At 65.6% G+C, this 14,528-nt stretch carries 17 protein-coding genes; all 17 read right to left on the bottom strand.

Annotated elements, in window-relative coordinates:
- Nucleotides 1-27: 27 nt before the first annotated feature.
- Complete coding sequence (locus EGJ09_RS01975) at nt 28-441, bottom strand: curli assembly protein CsgF (protein WP_012314333.1); 414 nt, start codon at nt 439-441, stop codon at nt 28-30.
- Nucleotides 438-845, bottom strand: coding sequence for a curli production assembly/transport protein CsgE (gene csgE / locus EGJ09_RS01970; protein ID WP_046787658.1), 408 nt, complete (start codon nt 843-845; stop codon nt 438-440). Before csgE ends, EGJ09_RS01975 begins: the two co-directional genes overlap by 4 nt.
- Nucleotides 842-1,369: a type II secretion system protein gene (locus EGJ09_RS01965; protein WP_046787659.1), complete on the bottom strand. Its 528-nt coding sequence runs from the start codon at nt 1,367-1,369 to the stop codon at nt 842-844. The genes csgE and EGJ09_RS01965 overlap by 4 nt, the downstream gene beginning before the upstream one ends.
- Nucleotides 1,344-1,718 carry a type II secretion system protein gene (locus EGJ09_RS01960; RefSeq protein ID WP_039601767.1) on the bottom strand — a complete coding sequence of 125 codons (375 nt, stop codon included), beginning with the start codon at nt 1,716-1,718 and terminating at the stop codon, nt 1,344-1,346. The genes EGJ09_RS01965 and EGJ09_RS01960 overlap by 26 nt, the downstream gene beginning before the upstream one ends.
- Nucleotides 1,719-1,723: 5 nt before the next feature.
- A complete protein-coding gene (locus tag EGJ09_RS01955; RefSeq protein ID WP_039601768.1) occupies nt 1,724-2,197 on the bottom strand; it encodes a type II secretion system protein in 474 nt (157 codons plus the stop codon).
- Nucleotides 2,194-4,071 (bottom strand): secretin N-terminal domain-containing protein, encoded by a 1,878-nt coding sequence (locus EGJ09_RS01950; protein ID WP_125923071.1) that lies wholly within the window; start codon nt 4,069-4,071, stop codon nt 2,194-2,196. Before EGJ09_RS01950 ends, EGJ09_RS01955 begins: the two co-directional genes overlap by 4 nt.
- Complete coding sequence (locus tag EGJ09_RS01945) at nt 4,068-4,565, bottom strand: hypothetical protein (protein WP_125923070.1); 498 nt, start codon at nt 4,563-4,565, stop codon at nt 4,068-4,070. Before EGJ09_RS01945 ends, EGJ09_RS01950 begins: the two co-directional genes overlap by 4 nt.
- Nucleotides 4,565-5,128: a type 4a pilus biogenesis protein PilO gene (gene pilO, locus EGJ09_RS01940; RefSeq protein WP_046787662.1), complete on the bottom strand. Its 564-nt coding sequence runs from the start codon at nt 5,126-5,128 to the stop codon at nt 4,565-4,567. Before pilO ends, EGJ09_RS01945 begins: the two co-directional genes overlap by 1 nt.
- Nucleotides 5,115-5,657: a PilN domain-containing protein gene (locus EGJ09_RS01935; protein WP_012314325.1), complete on the bottom strand. Its 543-nt coding sequence runs from the start codon at nt 5,655-5,657 to the stop codon at nt 5,115-5,117. Before EGJ09_RS01935 ends, pilO begins: the two co-directional genes overlap by 14 nt.
- Nucleotide 5,658: 1 nt before the next feature.
- Nucleotides 5,659-6,453 (bottom strand): hypothetical protein, encoded by a 795-nt coding sequence (locus EGJ09_RS01930; protein ID WP_125923069.1) that lies wholly within the window; start codon nt 6,451-6,453, stop codon nt 5,659-5,661.
- On the bottom strand, nt 6,434-8,143 hold the full coding sequence (locus EGJ09_RS01925; RefSeq protein WP_119688961.1) for a GspE/PulE family protein: 1,710 nt from the start codon (nt 8,141-8,143) through the stop codon (nt 6,434-6,436). The genes EGJ09_RS01930 and EGJ09_RS01925 overlap by 20 nt, the downstream gene beginning before the upstream one ends.
- Nucleotides 8,144-8,200: 57 nt before the next feature.
- The gene (locus EGJ09_RS01920) at nt 8,201-8,734 is read right to left on the bottom strand and encodes a response regulator (RefSeq protein ID WP_042111969.1); all 534 of its coding nucleotides are present in this window, start codon (nt 8,732-8,734) and stop codon (nt 8,201-8,203) included.
- Between the two features lie 237 nt (nt 8,735-8,971).
- Complete coding sequence (locus EGJ09_RS01915) at nt 8,972-9,613, bottom strand: SurA N-terminal domain-containing protein (RefSeq protein WP_119688960.1); 642 nt, start codon at nt 9,611-9,613, stop codon at nt 8,972-8,974.
- Nucleotides 9,614-9,625: 12 nt separating this feature from the next.
- Nucleotides 9,626-11,152, bottom strand: a complete 1,527-nt coding sequence (locus tag EGJ09_RS01910) for an ABC transporter substrate-binding protein (protein WP_125923068.1) — start codon at nt 11,150-11,152, stop codon at nt 9,626-9,628.
- A gap of 69 nt (nt 11,153-11,221) precedes the next feature.
- A complete protein-coding gene (locus EGJ09_RS01905; RefSeq protein ID WP_125923067.1) occupies nt 11,222-11,887 on the bottom strand; it encodes an SCO family protein in 666 nt (221 codons plus the stop codon).
- Nucleotides 11,884-12,540 carry an SCO family protein gene (locus EGJ09_RS01900; protein ID WP_125923066.1) on the bottom strand — a complete coding sequence of 219 codons (657 nt, stop codon included), beginning with the start codon at nt 12,538-12,540 and terminating at the stop codon, nt 11,884-11,886. Before EGJ09_RS01900 ends, EGJ09_RS01905 begins: the two co-directional genes overlap by 4 nt.
- Nucleotides 12,537-14,519 carry a cytochrome D1 domain-containing protein gene (locus EGJ09_RS01895; protein WP_125923065.1) on the bottom strand — a complete coding sequence of 661 codons (1,983 nt, stop codon included), beginning with the start codon at nt 14,517-14,519 and terminating at the stop codon, nt 12,537-12,539. Before EGJ09_RS01895 ends, EGJ09_RS01900 begins: the two co-directional genes overlap by 4 nt.
- Nucleotides 14,520-14,528: the final 9 nt, after the last annotated feature.

Genomic DNA, 14,528 nt, shown 5'->3' with positions numbered 1-14,528 from the left:
CTCTCCCCAGATAACAACCCGTCCCTCTCAGGGGTTCAGGCCGCTGACCTCAATGATCGAAATTTCTCCTGTGACGCGGTCGGTGACCTTGATGCTCAGGGCACCGGAGTCATCGATCACATCGATCAGGAAGGCATCGGTGGCCATGCTGCCGGTTTGGCCATTGCTGATGTTGTCCAGCAACTGCGACAACATCCGCGACTCCAGCTGGTTGCTGAAGCGCTCCAGGGCCGAGGTACCGCCAAAGGCGGAGGTGCGGTCCTTGAGGTCGGGGTCGTCATAGTCGTTCTGCGCCTGGGCATTGTTCAGCAACCAGGTGCCGTTGAGCGGGTTGCCACCGAACGCCGGGTTGACCGGGGTGTACACCAGCTCCGTGGCCTGGGCGGTAACGGCGCAGGCCACGAGACAGGCGGCGATGCAGTGGGGTATACGCGTGTTCATAGCTCGTCCCTCTCCAGATCAGTGGTGTCTTGCAGCAGGCGTTGCAGCTTGCGTTGAATCACCTCCTGCTTGACCAGGTCGGCGGCCGCAACGGCCTCTTCTTTCAGTTGGGTGACGTTGGGTGGCAGAAAGCGGCGGTACAACACGTCGCGCTCGAACTCCACCGTGATCAGGCTGCCCCAGCGGGCATCCGGGCGTTCTCGCACCACCAGGTTGAAATCCAAGCGGCTGGTGGCGCGCAGGCGGTCGGCAAAGTAGTAGTAAAAGTCGTGGCCGATGTGCGAGATGGTGTTGTCGACGATAAAGCCCTTCATCTCGTCTTCGGCATCGGCCTGCGCCACATCGGATACCCCGGCGGCCAGCAGCAGGCCAAGGCTCAGGCAAAACACGTTCAGGCGTTTCATGGCGCGTCCCCCGGGCTGCTGTGGGTCTGTGCGCCACTGGCGCTTTCGTTGAAGGCCTGCTCGGCGACGAACTGCCAGTCGCTGTAGTGCTCGAGGCCTTCGAAGCCGGACCACTGCGTGTCGAAGCCGCTGCGTTTGAACGGGGTGGCGTCGGAGCGGCTGTGCACCCCGGTGATACGCCCGTCGATCGAACGCAACAGCCCCCATTCATCACTGCCGGTGACCGGGTCCGGGTACAACCGGCGGATGTGCCGTTTCGGCTCGGGAAAACGGTTGTCCTCAAGCAGGTCGGCCAGCGCCTGCGGGTACTGCGCCAGGCCTGGCGAAGCGCGGTAATAGCTGCGCAGTGCCTGGGCATACTGGCCACCCACCCACAGCAACTGACGCTCCTTTTCGCGCTGCGCCGCGCTGGACCACAGCGTGCCGCTGGACGCCAGGGCCACGCTGCTGGCTGCGATCAGCAGCAATACACCCAGGTAGGTGAAGCCGTTGCAGGCCTTACCATTGTGCGAAGTGGCTGCCATCACGTGCCCTCCCTGTCGCACCGCTCTTGATGTCGGCCACGCCTCCGGCCACCCCTTCTGGCGGCGGCACCAGTTGCCAGGCATCACCGCGTTCGGTAATCGGGTCGATCGGGGTGTTGCGCAGGTAGCGCTGCTCGACCAGTTGTTCCAGCGAGTCGGGGTAGCGGCCGGTGTCGCCGTAGTAGTGGTCCAGCGCCTCACGCAGCACCGCCAGGCTCTGGCGCAGGGCAGCCTCACGGGAGCTTTCCAGGCTGTTGAAGTAACGTGGCATGGCAATGGTCATCAGCGTGGCGATGATCGCCATCACCACCAGCAGTTCGATCAGGGTGAAACCTCGGCTGCGTTTCATGGCCGTCACCATTGCCCGTAGGGGATGTTGTTGAGGCCTTTGCCGCGGGCCTTGGAGTACACGTCGTAAACGTCTTCGCCATCACGCGGGTTGTCCGGCCCGCTGTCATAGGCGCGCAAGCCCCAGCCACCGCCGTCATCGTCTTTTGCCGCTACCAGCGGGTCGTGCGGGATGCGCCGCAGGAAGTAGAACTTGTTGCCCTTGGCGCTGCGTACATCGCGCACCCCGTCGACCAGTACCTGCAGGTTTGGCGGGTAGCCACTGGCATCCAGGCCTTTTTCGATGAAACCTGCGTCGAAGGCCCGTTTGTAGGCATCGATGGCATCGCGGATCTGGTACAGCGCCTGACGCAATTGCTGCTCCTTGGTGCGGCGCACCACGGTTTCGGTCAGCGGTGCAGCCATGCTGGCGAGCAGCCCGAGCAATGCCAGGGTCAGCACCACCTCGATCAGGCTGAAGCCTTGCACGCGGCGTTTCATGGCCGTGGGCCCTTGCCGGCAGGCACCACCGCCATCTGGCTGTCGACAACCGGTGCATCGCCAGGCGCCTGGCCCGGCTCATCGGCCGGCAGCGCGCCGGCTGGCAAAGGCAGGGCCAGTTGGCGCACCTGCATGCTCGATTCGGTACCGGTGGCGAACTCCATGTCCGAGGGGCTCTGGTAAGGCAGGTTGCGTACGATCCGCGGGGTGATCGCCAGTACCAGTTCGGACTTGCTCATGTCATCGCGGTTGCTGCCGAACAGCCGGCCCAGGCCAGGGATGTCGCCCAGGCCCGGGATCTTGTTGCCGCTGGAGGTCTTGTCATTGCGCACCAGCCCCGCCAGCACCTGGGTTTCGCCGTCGTGCAGGCGCAGGCTGGTCTGGGCGTTGCGGGTGTCGACCTGGACCGGGATGGTGCCCTGGCGGGTCGGCTCCAGCGGGGTGGCGTTGCTGACCTCGAGCGCCACCTTGATCGCCACCTCGTTGTTCAGGTGCACGGTAGGCTGCACTTCAAGCTTCAGACCGACATCCAGGTAGGTGACGCTTTCGGTGATCACCGGCCCTTGGGTGGAAGGTACCGAGGTGGCGCTGATGATCGGCACACGCTGGCCGATGTGGATGCGCGCCTGCTCGCGGTTGCTGACGCGGATCACCGGGCTGGCGAGGGTGTTGATGTCCTTGTCCTGGGCGTTGATCTTGGCCTGGGGCGCCGGCGAGATGCTGATACGCCCGGAGTTGATGCCGCGCAACTGGTCCAGCACGCTGACCGGGTTGCCCTCATCGCTCAGCACCCCAAAGGTATTGGGCCATTGCAGGCCAAGGTCGAGGATGCGCGAGCGGGCCACCTCCATCACCTCCACTTCCAGCACCACTTCAGGGTTGGACTGGTCCTGCGACTGCAGCAGCTTCTCGGCCATACGCACGGCGTCGGGGGTGTCGCGCATGGTCAGGGTATTGAGGCGCTCATCAACGAATACATCGCGGGTCTTGAGCATGGTCTTGACCATGTTCAGTGCGGTGTTGGCATCGATGCTGGTCAGGTAGAACGTGCGCATGACCAGTTCCTGGTAGTCCTTGGTCTTCTGCGGCGAGTCGGGGTAGACCAGCAAGGTGTTGTCGTTGACGATCTTCTGGCGCAGCTGGTTCTGTTCCAGCAACAGGGCTATGGCATCCTCGATGCGCACCTCGCGTACGAAGATGGTGGCCTTCATGTCCGGGCGCAGGTCCTTGTCGAAAATGAAGTTGATGCCGGCCACCTGGGACAGCACTTCGAAAATGACCTTGAGCTCGGCATCGCGAAACTCCAGGGTCACCGGGCGCTCCAGCTTGCTGCGCAGTTGCGGGAAGGGCTGCGCCGTGCGGGCCTGGACGTTCTCGATATCGCTGCGCAGCATGATGCCCTTCTGGTTTTGCGGGTCCAGGCGCAGCACCTCACGCATGTAACGCTCGGCACCGAACAGGTCGCCCTGGCGCAGCGCAGCCTGGCCCAGCGCAACACGGTCATCGAGGGTGCGCATCAGTTCCAGCTGGCGGATGCCCTCATGCGCGCGGCGGTTGTTCGGTTCCAGGGTGAGCACGCGGCCATAACCAAGGCGCGCGCCGGCGAAGTCGTGGCGGATGCGGTCGCTGTCGGCCTGGCCAAGCAGCGCCTCGACCGCGTGCTGGCGGCCTTGGGCCAGGGCAATGTTCAGGTCGGTGTCACGCGGGTCGTCGCGCAGCGCCTCTTCCAGGCGAGCGATACCGGCCTCGTACTGGCCTTCTTTCATCAGCGCCTGGCTGTCCTTGCGCACCGCGCTCGAACCGCAGCCGGCAATGGCCACGCAGAGCGCCAGCAGCATGAACGGAGCAGGCTTGCACAACTTCGATGGCTTCATGGTGCGCTCCCGACAGACAGAGTCTGTGACTGGTGCAAAGGCAGGTAGACCAGGCCCAGCTCATTGGCCGAAACCCGATCGAGGCGGTAGGTGTCGTCAATCACGTCGCCCTGGCGCACGACGTAGAGTTTTTCGCCGCTGCGCAGGAAGACCTGCAGGTCATCGCGATCGCCCAGGCGGCCGACGAACTGGAAAGGCAGCGCCGGGGCTGCGGGGGCAGCGGCTACCACCGAGGTGGCGACCACAGGTTGTTCGGTGACCGTGGCCAGGGCCTTGGGTTTGGTCCATTGCTGGCGGGGGAACAGGTCGCGCGTGGCCTGTTCTGGCTTCATCACCGGTACGCCGGCACTCTCAGAAACCGCTTGTGTGGGCGCCGGCTTGCCGGCGATCAGGGCCTCCTCGCTGTCCTCGCCGAACCAGTGCCCAGGCGCCCAGGCCAACGCCCCGGCAAGCCCCAGAAACCCCACCCACACCACTGCACGCTGAGTGTTCATCACGACCTCGACAGGTAAAGGGTCATGCGCAGGCGGCCATTGAGTTCACTGTCGCCAATGCGCTTGCGCTGCAGCTCCAGGTCTTCCAGCACCAGGGTCGGCAACTGGCCCAGCAGGCCGCGCACAAAGCCGCGGATCTGCGGATAGCTGCCGCGTACCGGCAGGACGATCTGGTAACGCGCCAGCTGGGTCTTGGGGTCGACACCCAGGGCGTACTCACCACGGGCCAGGCTGATTCGTTGGGCGCTGGCCAGGTGGTACAGGCGCTCGATCAGCTCGCTGGCTTCAGGTTGCCCTGGCAGTTGCTGGCGCAGGCTGTCCAGCGCTTGCTGTTCAGGCTTGACGGCGACTTTGAGCTCGCCGCGCCTGACCCGCTCGACCTGGGCGCTGGCATCGGCCTCGCTGGCGCGCAGCTCGCGCAGGGCCTGCCACTGCGGCAGCACCCCGGCCAGCGCTACAGCGACTGCCAGGACGGCCATTGCGGCACCGGCCAGGCCGACCGGGCCGATACGGCGCAACTGCTCCTGAAGGATCAGGCTGTTTATCGAGTCAGGGGCGCGCATGGCCGGTCTCCCAGGTGGCGGTAAGGGTGAAGCGCACCGGGTGCTCGGGTTGGCCCGCCACCACCTCATGGTTGAGCAGCGATACATCGCTGAGCTCGGTGCTCTGTTCCAGGCGGTGGTGGTACTGCAGCATCGCTTCCAGGTTGCGGGCCTCGGCGGCAATGCGCACCTGGCCCTTGCGGGCATCGGGCGTCAGGCTGAGCAGGGCCACGTCTTCCTGGGGTTGCGCTTCAAGCATGGCGAACAGTTGCTGCCAGGGCCGTTGCAGTTGCTGGGAAACGCTGCGCATCTGCGCCAGGCGTTCAGCCTGCTCGCGGCTGGCGGCGCTGTTCTGCGGGGCGACCGTGGCCGGGCGGCGGCCCAGTTGCAGCTCCAGGCTGTGCAGCCGGGCCTCAAGGTGAACCTGCTCGGCTTGCAGGTGCTGTTGCAGCAGTACCAGCACGGCCACCACCGCGCCGCCCAGGGCCAGCAGCGACCAGGCCAGCGGGCTGCTGCGCCGGGGCTGGAATTCCAGGTCGAGGCGGCGCATGTCAGGCCACCGCCCGCCACATGGCGCACAGCGGGTCGGCTTCGCTGGCCGGCTGGCACAGCTGCACCGCCGCCAGTTGCGGCACGTCGCCCCGGCCCGGGGCATGCAGGTAGACCTGCGGCATGTGCTCGCCATACAGCTCGCAGGTCCGTTCGATCAGCGCCTGCAGGGCTTGGTCGCTGTCGGCGCAGCCCTGCGTCAGCACCTGCTGCCAAGCGCCACCGGCGGCCAGCAGCAGCACGCTGCGCCGTGGCTCGGCGAGGACAAACAGGAAATCGCCCGCCTGCAGCTGCGATGAGCAGCGGTTGTAGGCAGCCATCAAGTACGGCTGCACCGAACGCAGGCGCAAGCGATTTTCCCGGGCCAGTGCCTGCAGCCCCTGCAGCAGTGCCTCAGGCAGCGCTGTGGCGATACGCGCAGCGCCGGCCGGCTCTGGCGAAAGGGCGATGCGCCAGTCGTCGAGCGGCTGGGCATAGAGGTTCTCGAAGCAGGCCCGGGCGTAGGCCTCAAGCTCGCGTGGATGGCTGATGGCAGCGCTCCAAGGCACCAGGCAGAACCGGCTGTAGCGCGCCGACAGCAGCACCTGGCACTGGCCACCGCGCACGGCATGCTCGCCCAGCAGCGCGGCCAGGGCCTGCAGGGCAGCATCCCAGGCCGGTTGCCCGGCGTCACCGGTGAAGGCGCGGCTGCCCAGCCATTGGTGCTGGTTGCCGTCCCAGCGGCCCAGGCCGACGCCTTCGGCGCCGAGCACGGCGCAGTAACGGGTAGAGGCATGATCACGCAATGAATGTGACACGGTTGATCTCCTCAAGCGTGGTACGGCCCTCGCGGACCAGGTCCAGGGCGGATGCGCGCAGCAGACGCAGGCCGCGCTGGCAGGCCAGCGCCTTGATCTGCGCCAGCGGGCGACGTTCGACGATCATCTGCCGCAGGTCGTCGTCCAGGTGCAGCAGTTCGGCGATGGCGCTGCGGCCGCGGTAGCCACTGCCGCGGCACTGGCCACAGCCCTGGGCGCGGACGAACGTCCAGCCCTGCACGGCGTCACGGGTAAGGCCGGAGGCGGCCAGGGTTTCGTCATCGGCCTCGCACGGCGTGCAGCAATGCGGGCAGGCCAGGCGGATCAGGCGTTGGGCCAGCACAGCGTTGAGGGCGGAGACGAAGCTGTAGGGGTCGACCTGCATCTGGCTGAAGCGGCCGATCACATCGAAAACGTTGTTGGCGTGGATGGTGGTGAACACCAGGTGGCCGGTAAGTGCCGACTGCACGGCGATCTGCGCGGTGTCGGGGTCGCGGATTTCGCCGACCAGGATCTTGTCCGGGTCGTGGCGCAGGATCGAGCGCAGGCCACGGGCGAAGGTCAAACCCTTCTTCTCGTTGACCGGGATCTGCAGCACGCCGGGCAACTGGTACTCGACCGGGTCTTCGATGGTGATGATCTTGTCCACACCGTGGTTGATCTCGCTGATCATGGCGTACAGCGTGGTGGTCTTGCCGCTGCCGGTGGGGCCGGTGACCAGGATCATGCCGTAGGGCTCGGCGGCCAGGCGGCGCAGGGCGCGCAGGGTTTCATCGGCAAATCCCAGGGCCTGCAGCTGCACGCCGCTGACACGGTCGGACAGGTCCTGTTTGTCGAGCACCCGCAGCACGGCGTCTTCACCGAAGATGCTGGGCATGATCGACACCCGGAAGTCGATCTGGCGCTCGCCTACGGCAACCTTGAAGCGGCCGTCCTGGGGCACGCGCTTTTCACCGATGTCCAGCTCGGCCATGACCTTGATGCGCGAAATCACCTGGTCGGCGAAGGCGCTGCCACTGGCCTTGCCGGCCGCGTTGAGCACGCCGTCGATGCGGTATTTGATGGTCAGGCCCTGGCCGGTCATGCCCAGGTGGATATCGCTGGCATGCTGCTTGAGGGCGTCGTAAAGGGTTGAGTTGACCAGCTTGACCACCTTGCTCTGGTCTTCGCTGATGCTGGTCAGCGACAGCCGTTGCAGCGGGTCGCTTTCGCTGCTGGCTTCGGCGTCGTGATCGAGGGCATCGACGGCGTGAAAGCTTTCTTCGTGGCGGGCCAGGAAGGTGGCAAGGTCGGCGGCGTGGGCCAGGTACAAAGGCGCGCCTTGCAGCACATCGTCGATCCAGGCCAGGCGGGCGTGGTCGAAGGGGTCGGCGAACACACCCAGCAGTTCACCGCCCTGCTCTATCAGCACGAACTCGCGCTTCAGGCATTGGGCCAGGCTGATCTTGTCGAAACGAGGGGTGCTGGCCAACAGGCTCTGGCTGTCCAGTACCGGGTAATGCAGGGTGCTGCCCAGGCGGCGGATGAAGGTGTCGGGGGTGTCGCAGGCGAGGCGTTCGAGGCAGTTGAGCAGGCGCTCGCCGCTGGCTTGCAGGCGGGCCTGGGCCATGAGATCGCGGGGGTAGCTTGAGGCTGGCGGAGCCTGTACCGGCGATGAGGCCGAAACGCTGTGGTCGAATACATCTGACATGGCCTGCGACTCCGCTCAGGGGGCGCGTCGCAGGCTCGGTGAGGGCTGCGGGCGCCGCTATTCCCCAGTGAGCAGTTGGTCGTCGTCGGGTCCAGGGGGCTTGGCGCCATTACGGCGGCGGTCGGCCAGTACCCAGCTACCATCGTACAACTGCAAGGGGAACGATTCGTTCCTGTTCTGGCGTCGTTCGACGAACCCTTCTGCCGGGTTGTCCGTGGCCCTGCGCCGGCGCTCGATGCCCATCAGGTCGAAGATCGGGCGCGCCAGTTCCGACAGCGGGAACGGCTTGAACAGGACATGGGTCACGCCAAGTTCGGCGGCTCGCTCACGGACCTCGGCGGTCGGGTGGGCGGTGATCAGCACGAAGTGGCACTGCCTGTTCTTGCGCACGGTCTCCAGGACCTGAAAACCCTCCATATCGGGCAAGCGGTAATCCAGCACGATCACATCCGGTGCCAGGCACTCAGCCAGGCCGATACCACTGGCACCGTCGTGGGCAACATGGACTTCCAGGCCTTGCGCCTGCAGGTACGCTTGCAGGTTTTGCGCAAGGGTCTGTTCGTCATCGACTACCAATACTCTGTTCACCAAGGTCGACTCCCAAGAACTGCCCGGTTACCCGGTCTGCGAAGTGCGGCCTTGGTAAGGCTTGAGCAGGCTTCGTGCCAGGCATGAATAGTCATGTTGCACCACGTCAAGTTATTGATTTTGCTGGCACCTTTGATAGCCCTACGAACAGGCTCAGGCCCGCTGCCCCACATCCGGGGCACCTGATGGCACTTTGCCAAGCCGTTATTCCCCAGCTTTGGGGAAACGCCATCGCAGGCTTCAGTCAGCGATTTCCACTTTAGCGGATTCGCGCAAACGTTGGCGCGCCGCTTGCCGTGACTGTGCCTGCAACTGGCTGATGAGCGAGGCCCTGGCCAGCACCAGGCCCTGTTCGCGTATGACCGAAGAATTATCACTTTGGTTCTGCGCTCCTTGCAGTCTCTGTTGGTTGGCCTGATAAAACGCTTCCACCTCGGCCTGGGTGGGTTCGGCTACCGCGCTGAGCTGGGCATACACCTGTTGCGCTGCCAGCTCCCGGTGCAGGTAGTCAGCGTATGCTGCGCGGTCGAACCCTGCCTCTGCAAGCCGTCTTTCAAACAGCGCTGGGCTTGCGAATGCCGCCTCGACTTCACCTAGCTGCGCCGACACCTGTTCATCACTGATGGCGATGCCGCGGCGCTGGGCTTCTTGCCACAGCAACTCCTTGTCGATCAGTTCGTCCAGGGCCTGGCTGCGCAGACGTTTGTACAGCGCAGGGTTGCGGATACTGGTCACCGCCCGCCCCTGTGCCTGCAGGTACTCGCTGAAATAGCGCTCCAGGCGCAGCAGCCCGATGTCCACACCATTGACCCGCGCCGCCGGGCTATCGGCCCAGCCCGCCTTGGCGACCAGCAGCAACAGGCACAGCAACAGGATACGCATGGCAACCTCCACTCAAGGGCTGACCGGTACAGGCCGATACGGGGCGACAGCTGTAAAGCGTGGCCCAGGCAGCGCCACCGCGACCACATGGGCGCCGGCCAGGCCCTGGCGCTGGCCCGGCCCGAAGCCCAGCGGCGGGGTCAGGCCGGTATCGACGCCATGCAGGCCCTCCAGCGCCGCAACCAGGCGCTCGCGGCTGGCGTCACGGCCGATCTGCTTGAGGGCTTCGCCAAGCAGGCGCAGGGCACATAGGGTGTTGACTTGCAGCGAGGCCTGACGCGTGTCGAGGCCTTGACGCTGCTGCAGGCCGGCCAAGGTCGCCATGCCCTGTTCGGTCCAGTCGGCCGGCACGAACGGATAGGCCAGGAACACCCGCTGCGACCACTGGGCCGGTAGCGAGGCCACGGCACCGGCCACCTGGCTGGAGGTGGCGAACAGATAGGGGGCACGGCCTGCCGCCTGCAACGCCGTGGCCAGCTCGGCAAAGGCCTGGGCGCGGCCTAGAAAAACAATGCCCTGCCCCTGCACCGACTGGCCTTTGAAGGCCTCGACCGGTGCTGGCGCCCAACCCAGCTGCTGCAGGCGCTCGCGCACCTGTTCGGCTTGCGCCGCCTGGTCATCGCCGGCATACACCACACGCAAGCCATCTGGCGCCAGGCCCAAGGTATCGCGGGCATGCAAGGCCAGGCTCAGCAATTGCGTGGCGATACCTGGCATGGGGTCGAATATCTGCGCACTGCCGCCACCGCGCGGTGTACTGCCAACCAGTGGCACGCCGTGCTGTTCGAGCAGCAGGGCCAGGCGCGGGTCGAGCATCGGTGCCAGCGGGCTGATCAGCGCAAATACCCGCTGCTGCTCGAGCAACTGCTGCAGCGCATGCTCGGCACTGGCCAGGTCGCTGCCGGGGTCGATCACCACCAGTTCCAGGCGCCGGCCATGAACGCCGCCCTGCTGATTGAGCTGGGCCACCCCGTCCTCGAGCACCGCGCGCACCACCTGCCCGGCCTCGGCCAACGGCCCGCTGGCGGGCAACAGGGTACCCAGGCGTAGCACCCCTTCTTCCACGCCAGGGTCGCGCTCATCAGCCAGGCGTTTGAGGTAGGCGGTGAGGTTGCGCTGGTCGGCCAGGGTCAGTTCAAAGCGAGGCATGGCCGGGTCCAGGCGGTTGCCGGCCGGGTCCAGGCCGTGCTGGATGGCGCGGGCCAGGCTGTTGTCGGTGTAAGCCGGGTAGCTGCGGCCGTTGCTCTGGCGTGCGCCCTGGCCCTGGGCCAGGCGCTGCCAGTCGAGGCTGGGCGGGCGCACCCCGCCTTCGGCGCGGCCACGGCCATCATTGCCGTGGCAACTGGCGCAGGGCAACACGCTGGCGGGCACGCGCATGTCGCTGGCACCAACGCGGGCCAGCAATTGTGCGTCGCTGCTGGATAGGCCTTCGCGGTACAGGCGTTTACCGGCTTGCTCGTGGGCGGTGAGGTCAAGGGCAAGCGCCTGAGCGCAGCAGGTCAGGCCCAGCGCCAAGCAAAGTAATCTCGCTGTGTTCATTCTGGCCTCATCGCCGGCAAGCCGGCTCCCACTGTGTTCTGCGCCGCGGCGCAGATCCTGTCAGTGCATTTACCGTCCGGCCAACGGCTGGGTCAGCAACTGCATGCGCTGGGCAATGGCCGCTGGCGGTGCATCGGGGCGGATCTTGCTCCAGCGCTTGCCCGCCACGTCACCGGCTATCAGCTGGGTCGAGTGCTGCTCGGGGCTGGGCAGGAACTGGCCGATACGCCCCAGCACCAGATCGACGCTGGCCTTGTCGCCGGTCAGGAACAGCCAGTTGGCGCTGTCCACCCCCTGTTTTTCAGCAAAGGCCTTGAGCGCTGCCGGGGTGTCGTTGAGCGGATCGCTGCTGATGGACACGAAGGTCACCTGGCTGGCCAGCTCCGGGCCCATGGCCTCGCGCACCTCACGCAGCTTGCGGGTGATCAGCGGGCAGGCATCGGTGCAGTGGGTGAAGATGACGTTGAGCATCACCACCTTGTCTTTGAGCACATCACTGTAAAAGCGCAGCGCGCGGCCATTCTGGTCCTGGAGCACGGTGTCGGTGAACCAGGTGTGCGCATCGCGGGTGCCTTCGCCACTGGTCATCACCGGGGGCGAAGGCTGCGGGCTGGGAGCGCTCGGTGCATGGCCTTCGTGGGCCATGGCGACCGACGCGAAGATCCACAGGCAACCGGCCAGGGCCAGCCAGTCGAAGCTGCGCATGCCGACGCGACAGGACGCTTGGCTGCTCATGGTTGCACCTCCTGGTGCTCGGCGATGGCCGTACTCTTGGCATGCACCCGACGGGCGCTGAGGCGGTTGATTTCGTCGATCAGCACGGCCGGGTCGGTGAAGCCGTAATAACGCGTCCAGTGGCCGCTGTGCCCGTCACCCACCATGATCAGCGGGGGGTGCTGGCTGAGGTCGGCACTGAAGCTGCCCAAGCCTTTGAGGGTCTCGGTGATGGCATAGGGCGAGCCGGTCAGCCAGCTCCAGCCGGGGCCGTGCTGGAAGGCCTTGGCGTAACTCTGCAAGCGTTTGGAGTCGTCACGCTGCGGGTCCACGCTGATCGACACCAGGCGGATTTCCTCGCCTACCCGGCCACCCAGTTGCTGCTGGACCTTGCCCATGATCGAAGACACTACCGGGCATACCGTGGTGCAACTGGTGTAAATGAAGCCCATCACCACCAGATGATCGCCGACCAGGTCCTTCTCCAGCCGCACCGGCATGCCATCCTGGTCGAGCAGTGAAACATCGGCAAAGCGCACACTGGCTTTCTCCTGATGTGCCGCAGGCGGCTGCGGAGCATGCCCACTGTGGTCATGGCCCGCGTGGGCCATAGCGAGCTGGCTGGCCATGGCCATGGAAAGTGCGAGCAGCTTGCAAGAATGTCTGGCGTTCATTGCACATTCCTCACTTCAGTCTGGGAAGCAGTAGACGCTGCAGCCGGCAGGACACGCAGGCTGGTGTAGTTTTCTTCGGCGAACTTGTGCCCCAGCGACGGCGACTGCACATGCAGGTACCACGCGCCGGCTTCAGGCAGCATCAGTGCAGCCTGGTAAATACCCTCGCCCACCTCTTCCAGGCGCAGGTTGCGCGGCATCGATGACGGCGCCAGGAAGTAGCGCAGGGTCAGGTCGTCCAGGCCAAGGCGCGGGCGGCCGTCGTCACCGAGGATGCGCACTTTGGCGGTGATGGCGCGGTGCTGTGGCAAGGGCTGGTCCAGGCCGATGAACTCGGCATGCGCGCCCTTGCGCTTGACCGCATCCGGGGCGGCAGCCACGTCGGTGCTGAAACAGTGGATGATTTGCGGCTGGTTGAGCAGGAACGCCACGTCGAACTTGCCCGACGCCGGCATCTTCACCGTCGAGCCATACACCCCCGGGGCCAGTTCGCGCAGGCTGCGGTCGATGACGATGGCGGCGCGGGCCTGGTGGCCGCGGTTGTTGTAACCCGACATCGGGGCATTCATGCCTTCGGTATAGAAGTACGTGGTGTTGTCCACCGGATTGACCACGAATACCGAGTTGTCATCCCGTGACACCGACAACCCCTGGGCCAATGGCAGATCCCCGGCCTGGCGCGGCGCGGCGGGGCCGGCATCGAAGCCCTGGATGATCGGCTGACGGCCTTCGCCCAGGCTGCTCAGGTTGATCATGCTGACCTTCGAAGACGCCAGGCCGCGCACGTAGGCATAACCTTTGGTGAACGTCAGTTGGTACGGCTCGGCCGCCACCGGGATGCGGTGGATCAACCTGTCGGTACTGGCATCGATCACCAGGGCCTGGTTTTCCAGAGTGTTGAGGACGATGCCGTAACGGCCATCACTGCTGAAGCGCATCGGCCCCAGGCCCTGCTCGGCCTGGACGGTATGGCGCAACTGATGGCTGCGGGCATCGTACACCCGCACCGTGCCTTCTGAACCATCGCTCACGTACACCGCCTGGGACAGCGCCGAGTAGGCCACTGCCAACGGATGCGGGCCAACTTCGAGGGTTTTCACCAGGCGCATCTCGGGGATGTCGATGATGCTCAGGGTGCCGCCGTCGCGGTTGCTGACGTAGGCGTAGCGCGAATCGGCGCTGAAGGCGATTTCGTGGTGCCCGGAGCCGGTGGCGAAGCTCTTGAGCGTGGTGCGGCTATGCACATCGATCACCGTCACCCCGCCCTTGGCCGGGTCGTCGCTGTTGTTGCCGACCCACAACCGGCGCTGGTCCGGCTGCAGGGCCACGCGCAGCGGCATCTCGCCGGCCTCCAAGGTGGCCACGCGGGTAAAGGTTTCGGTGTCGATCACCGCGACCTCGCCGCGTTCGGGAATTGACACGAATACCTGCTTGTCATCGCCGGTAGCCACCCAATCCATGGGCCGACCCGGCAAATCGATGCGTGCCAGGGTGCTGGTAACACCGCCCACCGAGACTGTCGGGTCGATCACGGTCAGGCTCGCGTCCTTGTTCAGCACCAACAGGAAGTAGCTGTTCAGGTCCAGCAGCGGCCTGGCGCCGATGCTGCTCTTGAGAAACAGCGCCACCCGGGCCTTGCAGCTCTGGTCGCGGCTGCTTTCCAGTGGGGCCGACTGCGCCGGGTCGATCCACGCCCCTGGCGCCATCCCCGACAACGGTTGGCCGCTGTTCTGGTCGGTGACCTTGAAGCGGATATTGGCGAAGGCGCCTTCGCGCAGCTCGCTCCCGGCCAGGGGCCGGGCTTCGAACTCCACGGTCACCCCATCCCGGCTGAGCCGGTGCAGCGCCTGCGGGTCGGCAGGTTCCTGCAGCAGCTCGCGCGGGTCGCACCAGAGCTCCTCGTAGGCCACGCCCAAGCCGATCAACGCCGTGCCCAGCAATACCCCCAGCACGGCGGGGCGGATTTTCCTGTTATGCATATTGGTGCG

Origin of the sequence: Pseudomonas sp. p106 (assembly GCF_003936645.1) — a bacterium.
GTDB classification, from domain to species: Bacteria; Pseudomonadota; Gammaproteobacteria; order Pseudomonadales; family Pseudomonadaceae; genus Aquipseudomonas; species Aquipseudomonas putida_E.
This window is presented reverse-complemented; position numbering and strand designations above follow the sequence as displayed.

Bases quoted from the DNA above. Each gene is read 5' to 3' on its own strand.
- EGJ09_RS01975 (WP_012314333.1), bottom strand. From the start codon at position 441: ATGAACACGCGTATACCCCACTGCATCGCCGCCTGTCTCGTGGCCTGC.
- csgE (WP_046787658.1), bottom strand. From the start codon at position 845: ATGAAACGCCTGAACGTGTTTTGCCTGAGCCTTGGCCTGCTGCTGGCC.
- EGJ09_RS01965 (WP_046787659.1), bottom strand. From the start codon at position 1,369: ATGGCAGCCACTTCGCACAATGGTAAGGCCTGCAACGGCTTCACCTAC.
- EGJ09_RS01960 (WP_039601767.1), bottom strand. From the start codon at position 1,718: ATGAAACGCAGCCGAGGTTTCACCCTGATCGAACTGCTGGTGGTGATG.
- EGJ09_RS01955 (WP_039601768.1), bottom strand. From the start codon at position 2,197: ATGAAACGCCGCGTGCAAGGCTTCAGCCTGATCGAGGTGGTGCTGACC.
- EGJ09_RS01950 (WP_125923071.1), bottom strand. From the start codon at position 4,071: ATGAAGCCATCGAAGTTGTGCAAGCCTGCTCCGTTCATGCTGCTGGCG.
- EGJ09_RS01945 (WP_125923070.1), bottom strand. From the start codon at position 4,565: ATGAACACTCAGCGTGCAGTGGTGTGGGTGGGGTTTCTGGGGCTTGCC.
- pilO (WP_046787662.1), bottom strand. From the start codon at position 5,128: ATGCGCGCCCCTGACTCGATAAACAGCCTGATCCTTCAGGAGCAGTTG.
- EGJ09_RS01935 (WP_012314325.1), bottom strand. From the start codon at position 5,657: ATGCGCCGCCTCGACCTGGAATTCCAGCCCCGGCGCAGCAGCCCGCTG.
- EGJ09_RS01925 (WP_119688961.1), bottom strand. From the start codon at position 8,143: ATGTCAGATGTATTCGACCACAGCGTTTCGGCCTCATCGCCGGTACAG.
- EGJ09_RS01915 (WP_119688960.1), bottom strand. From the start codon at position 9,613: ATGCGTATCCTGTTGCTGTGCCTGTTGCTGCTGGTCGCCAAGGCGGGC.
- EGJ09_RS01910 (WP_125923068.1), bottom strand. From the start codon at position 11,152: ATGAACACAGCGAGATTACTTTGCTTGGCGCTGGGCCTGACCTGCTGC.
- EGJ09_RS01905 (WP_125923067.1), bottom strand. From the start codon at position 11,887: ATGAGCAGCCAAGCGTCCTGTCGCGTCGGCATGCGCAGCTTCGACTGG.
- EGJ09_RS01900 (WP_125923066.1), bottom strand. From the start codon at position 12,540: ATGAACGCCAGACATTCTTGCAAGCTGCTCGCACTTTCCATGGCCATG.
- EGJ09_RS01895 (WP_125923065.1), bottom strand. From the start codon at position 14,519: ATGCATAACAGGAAAATCCGCCCCGCCGTGCTGGGGGTATTGCTGGGC.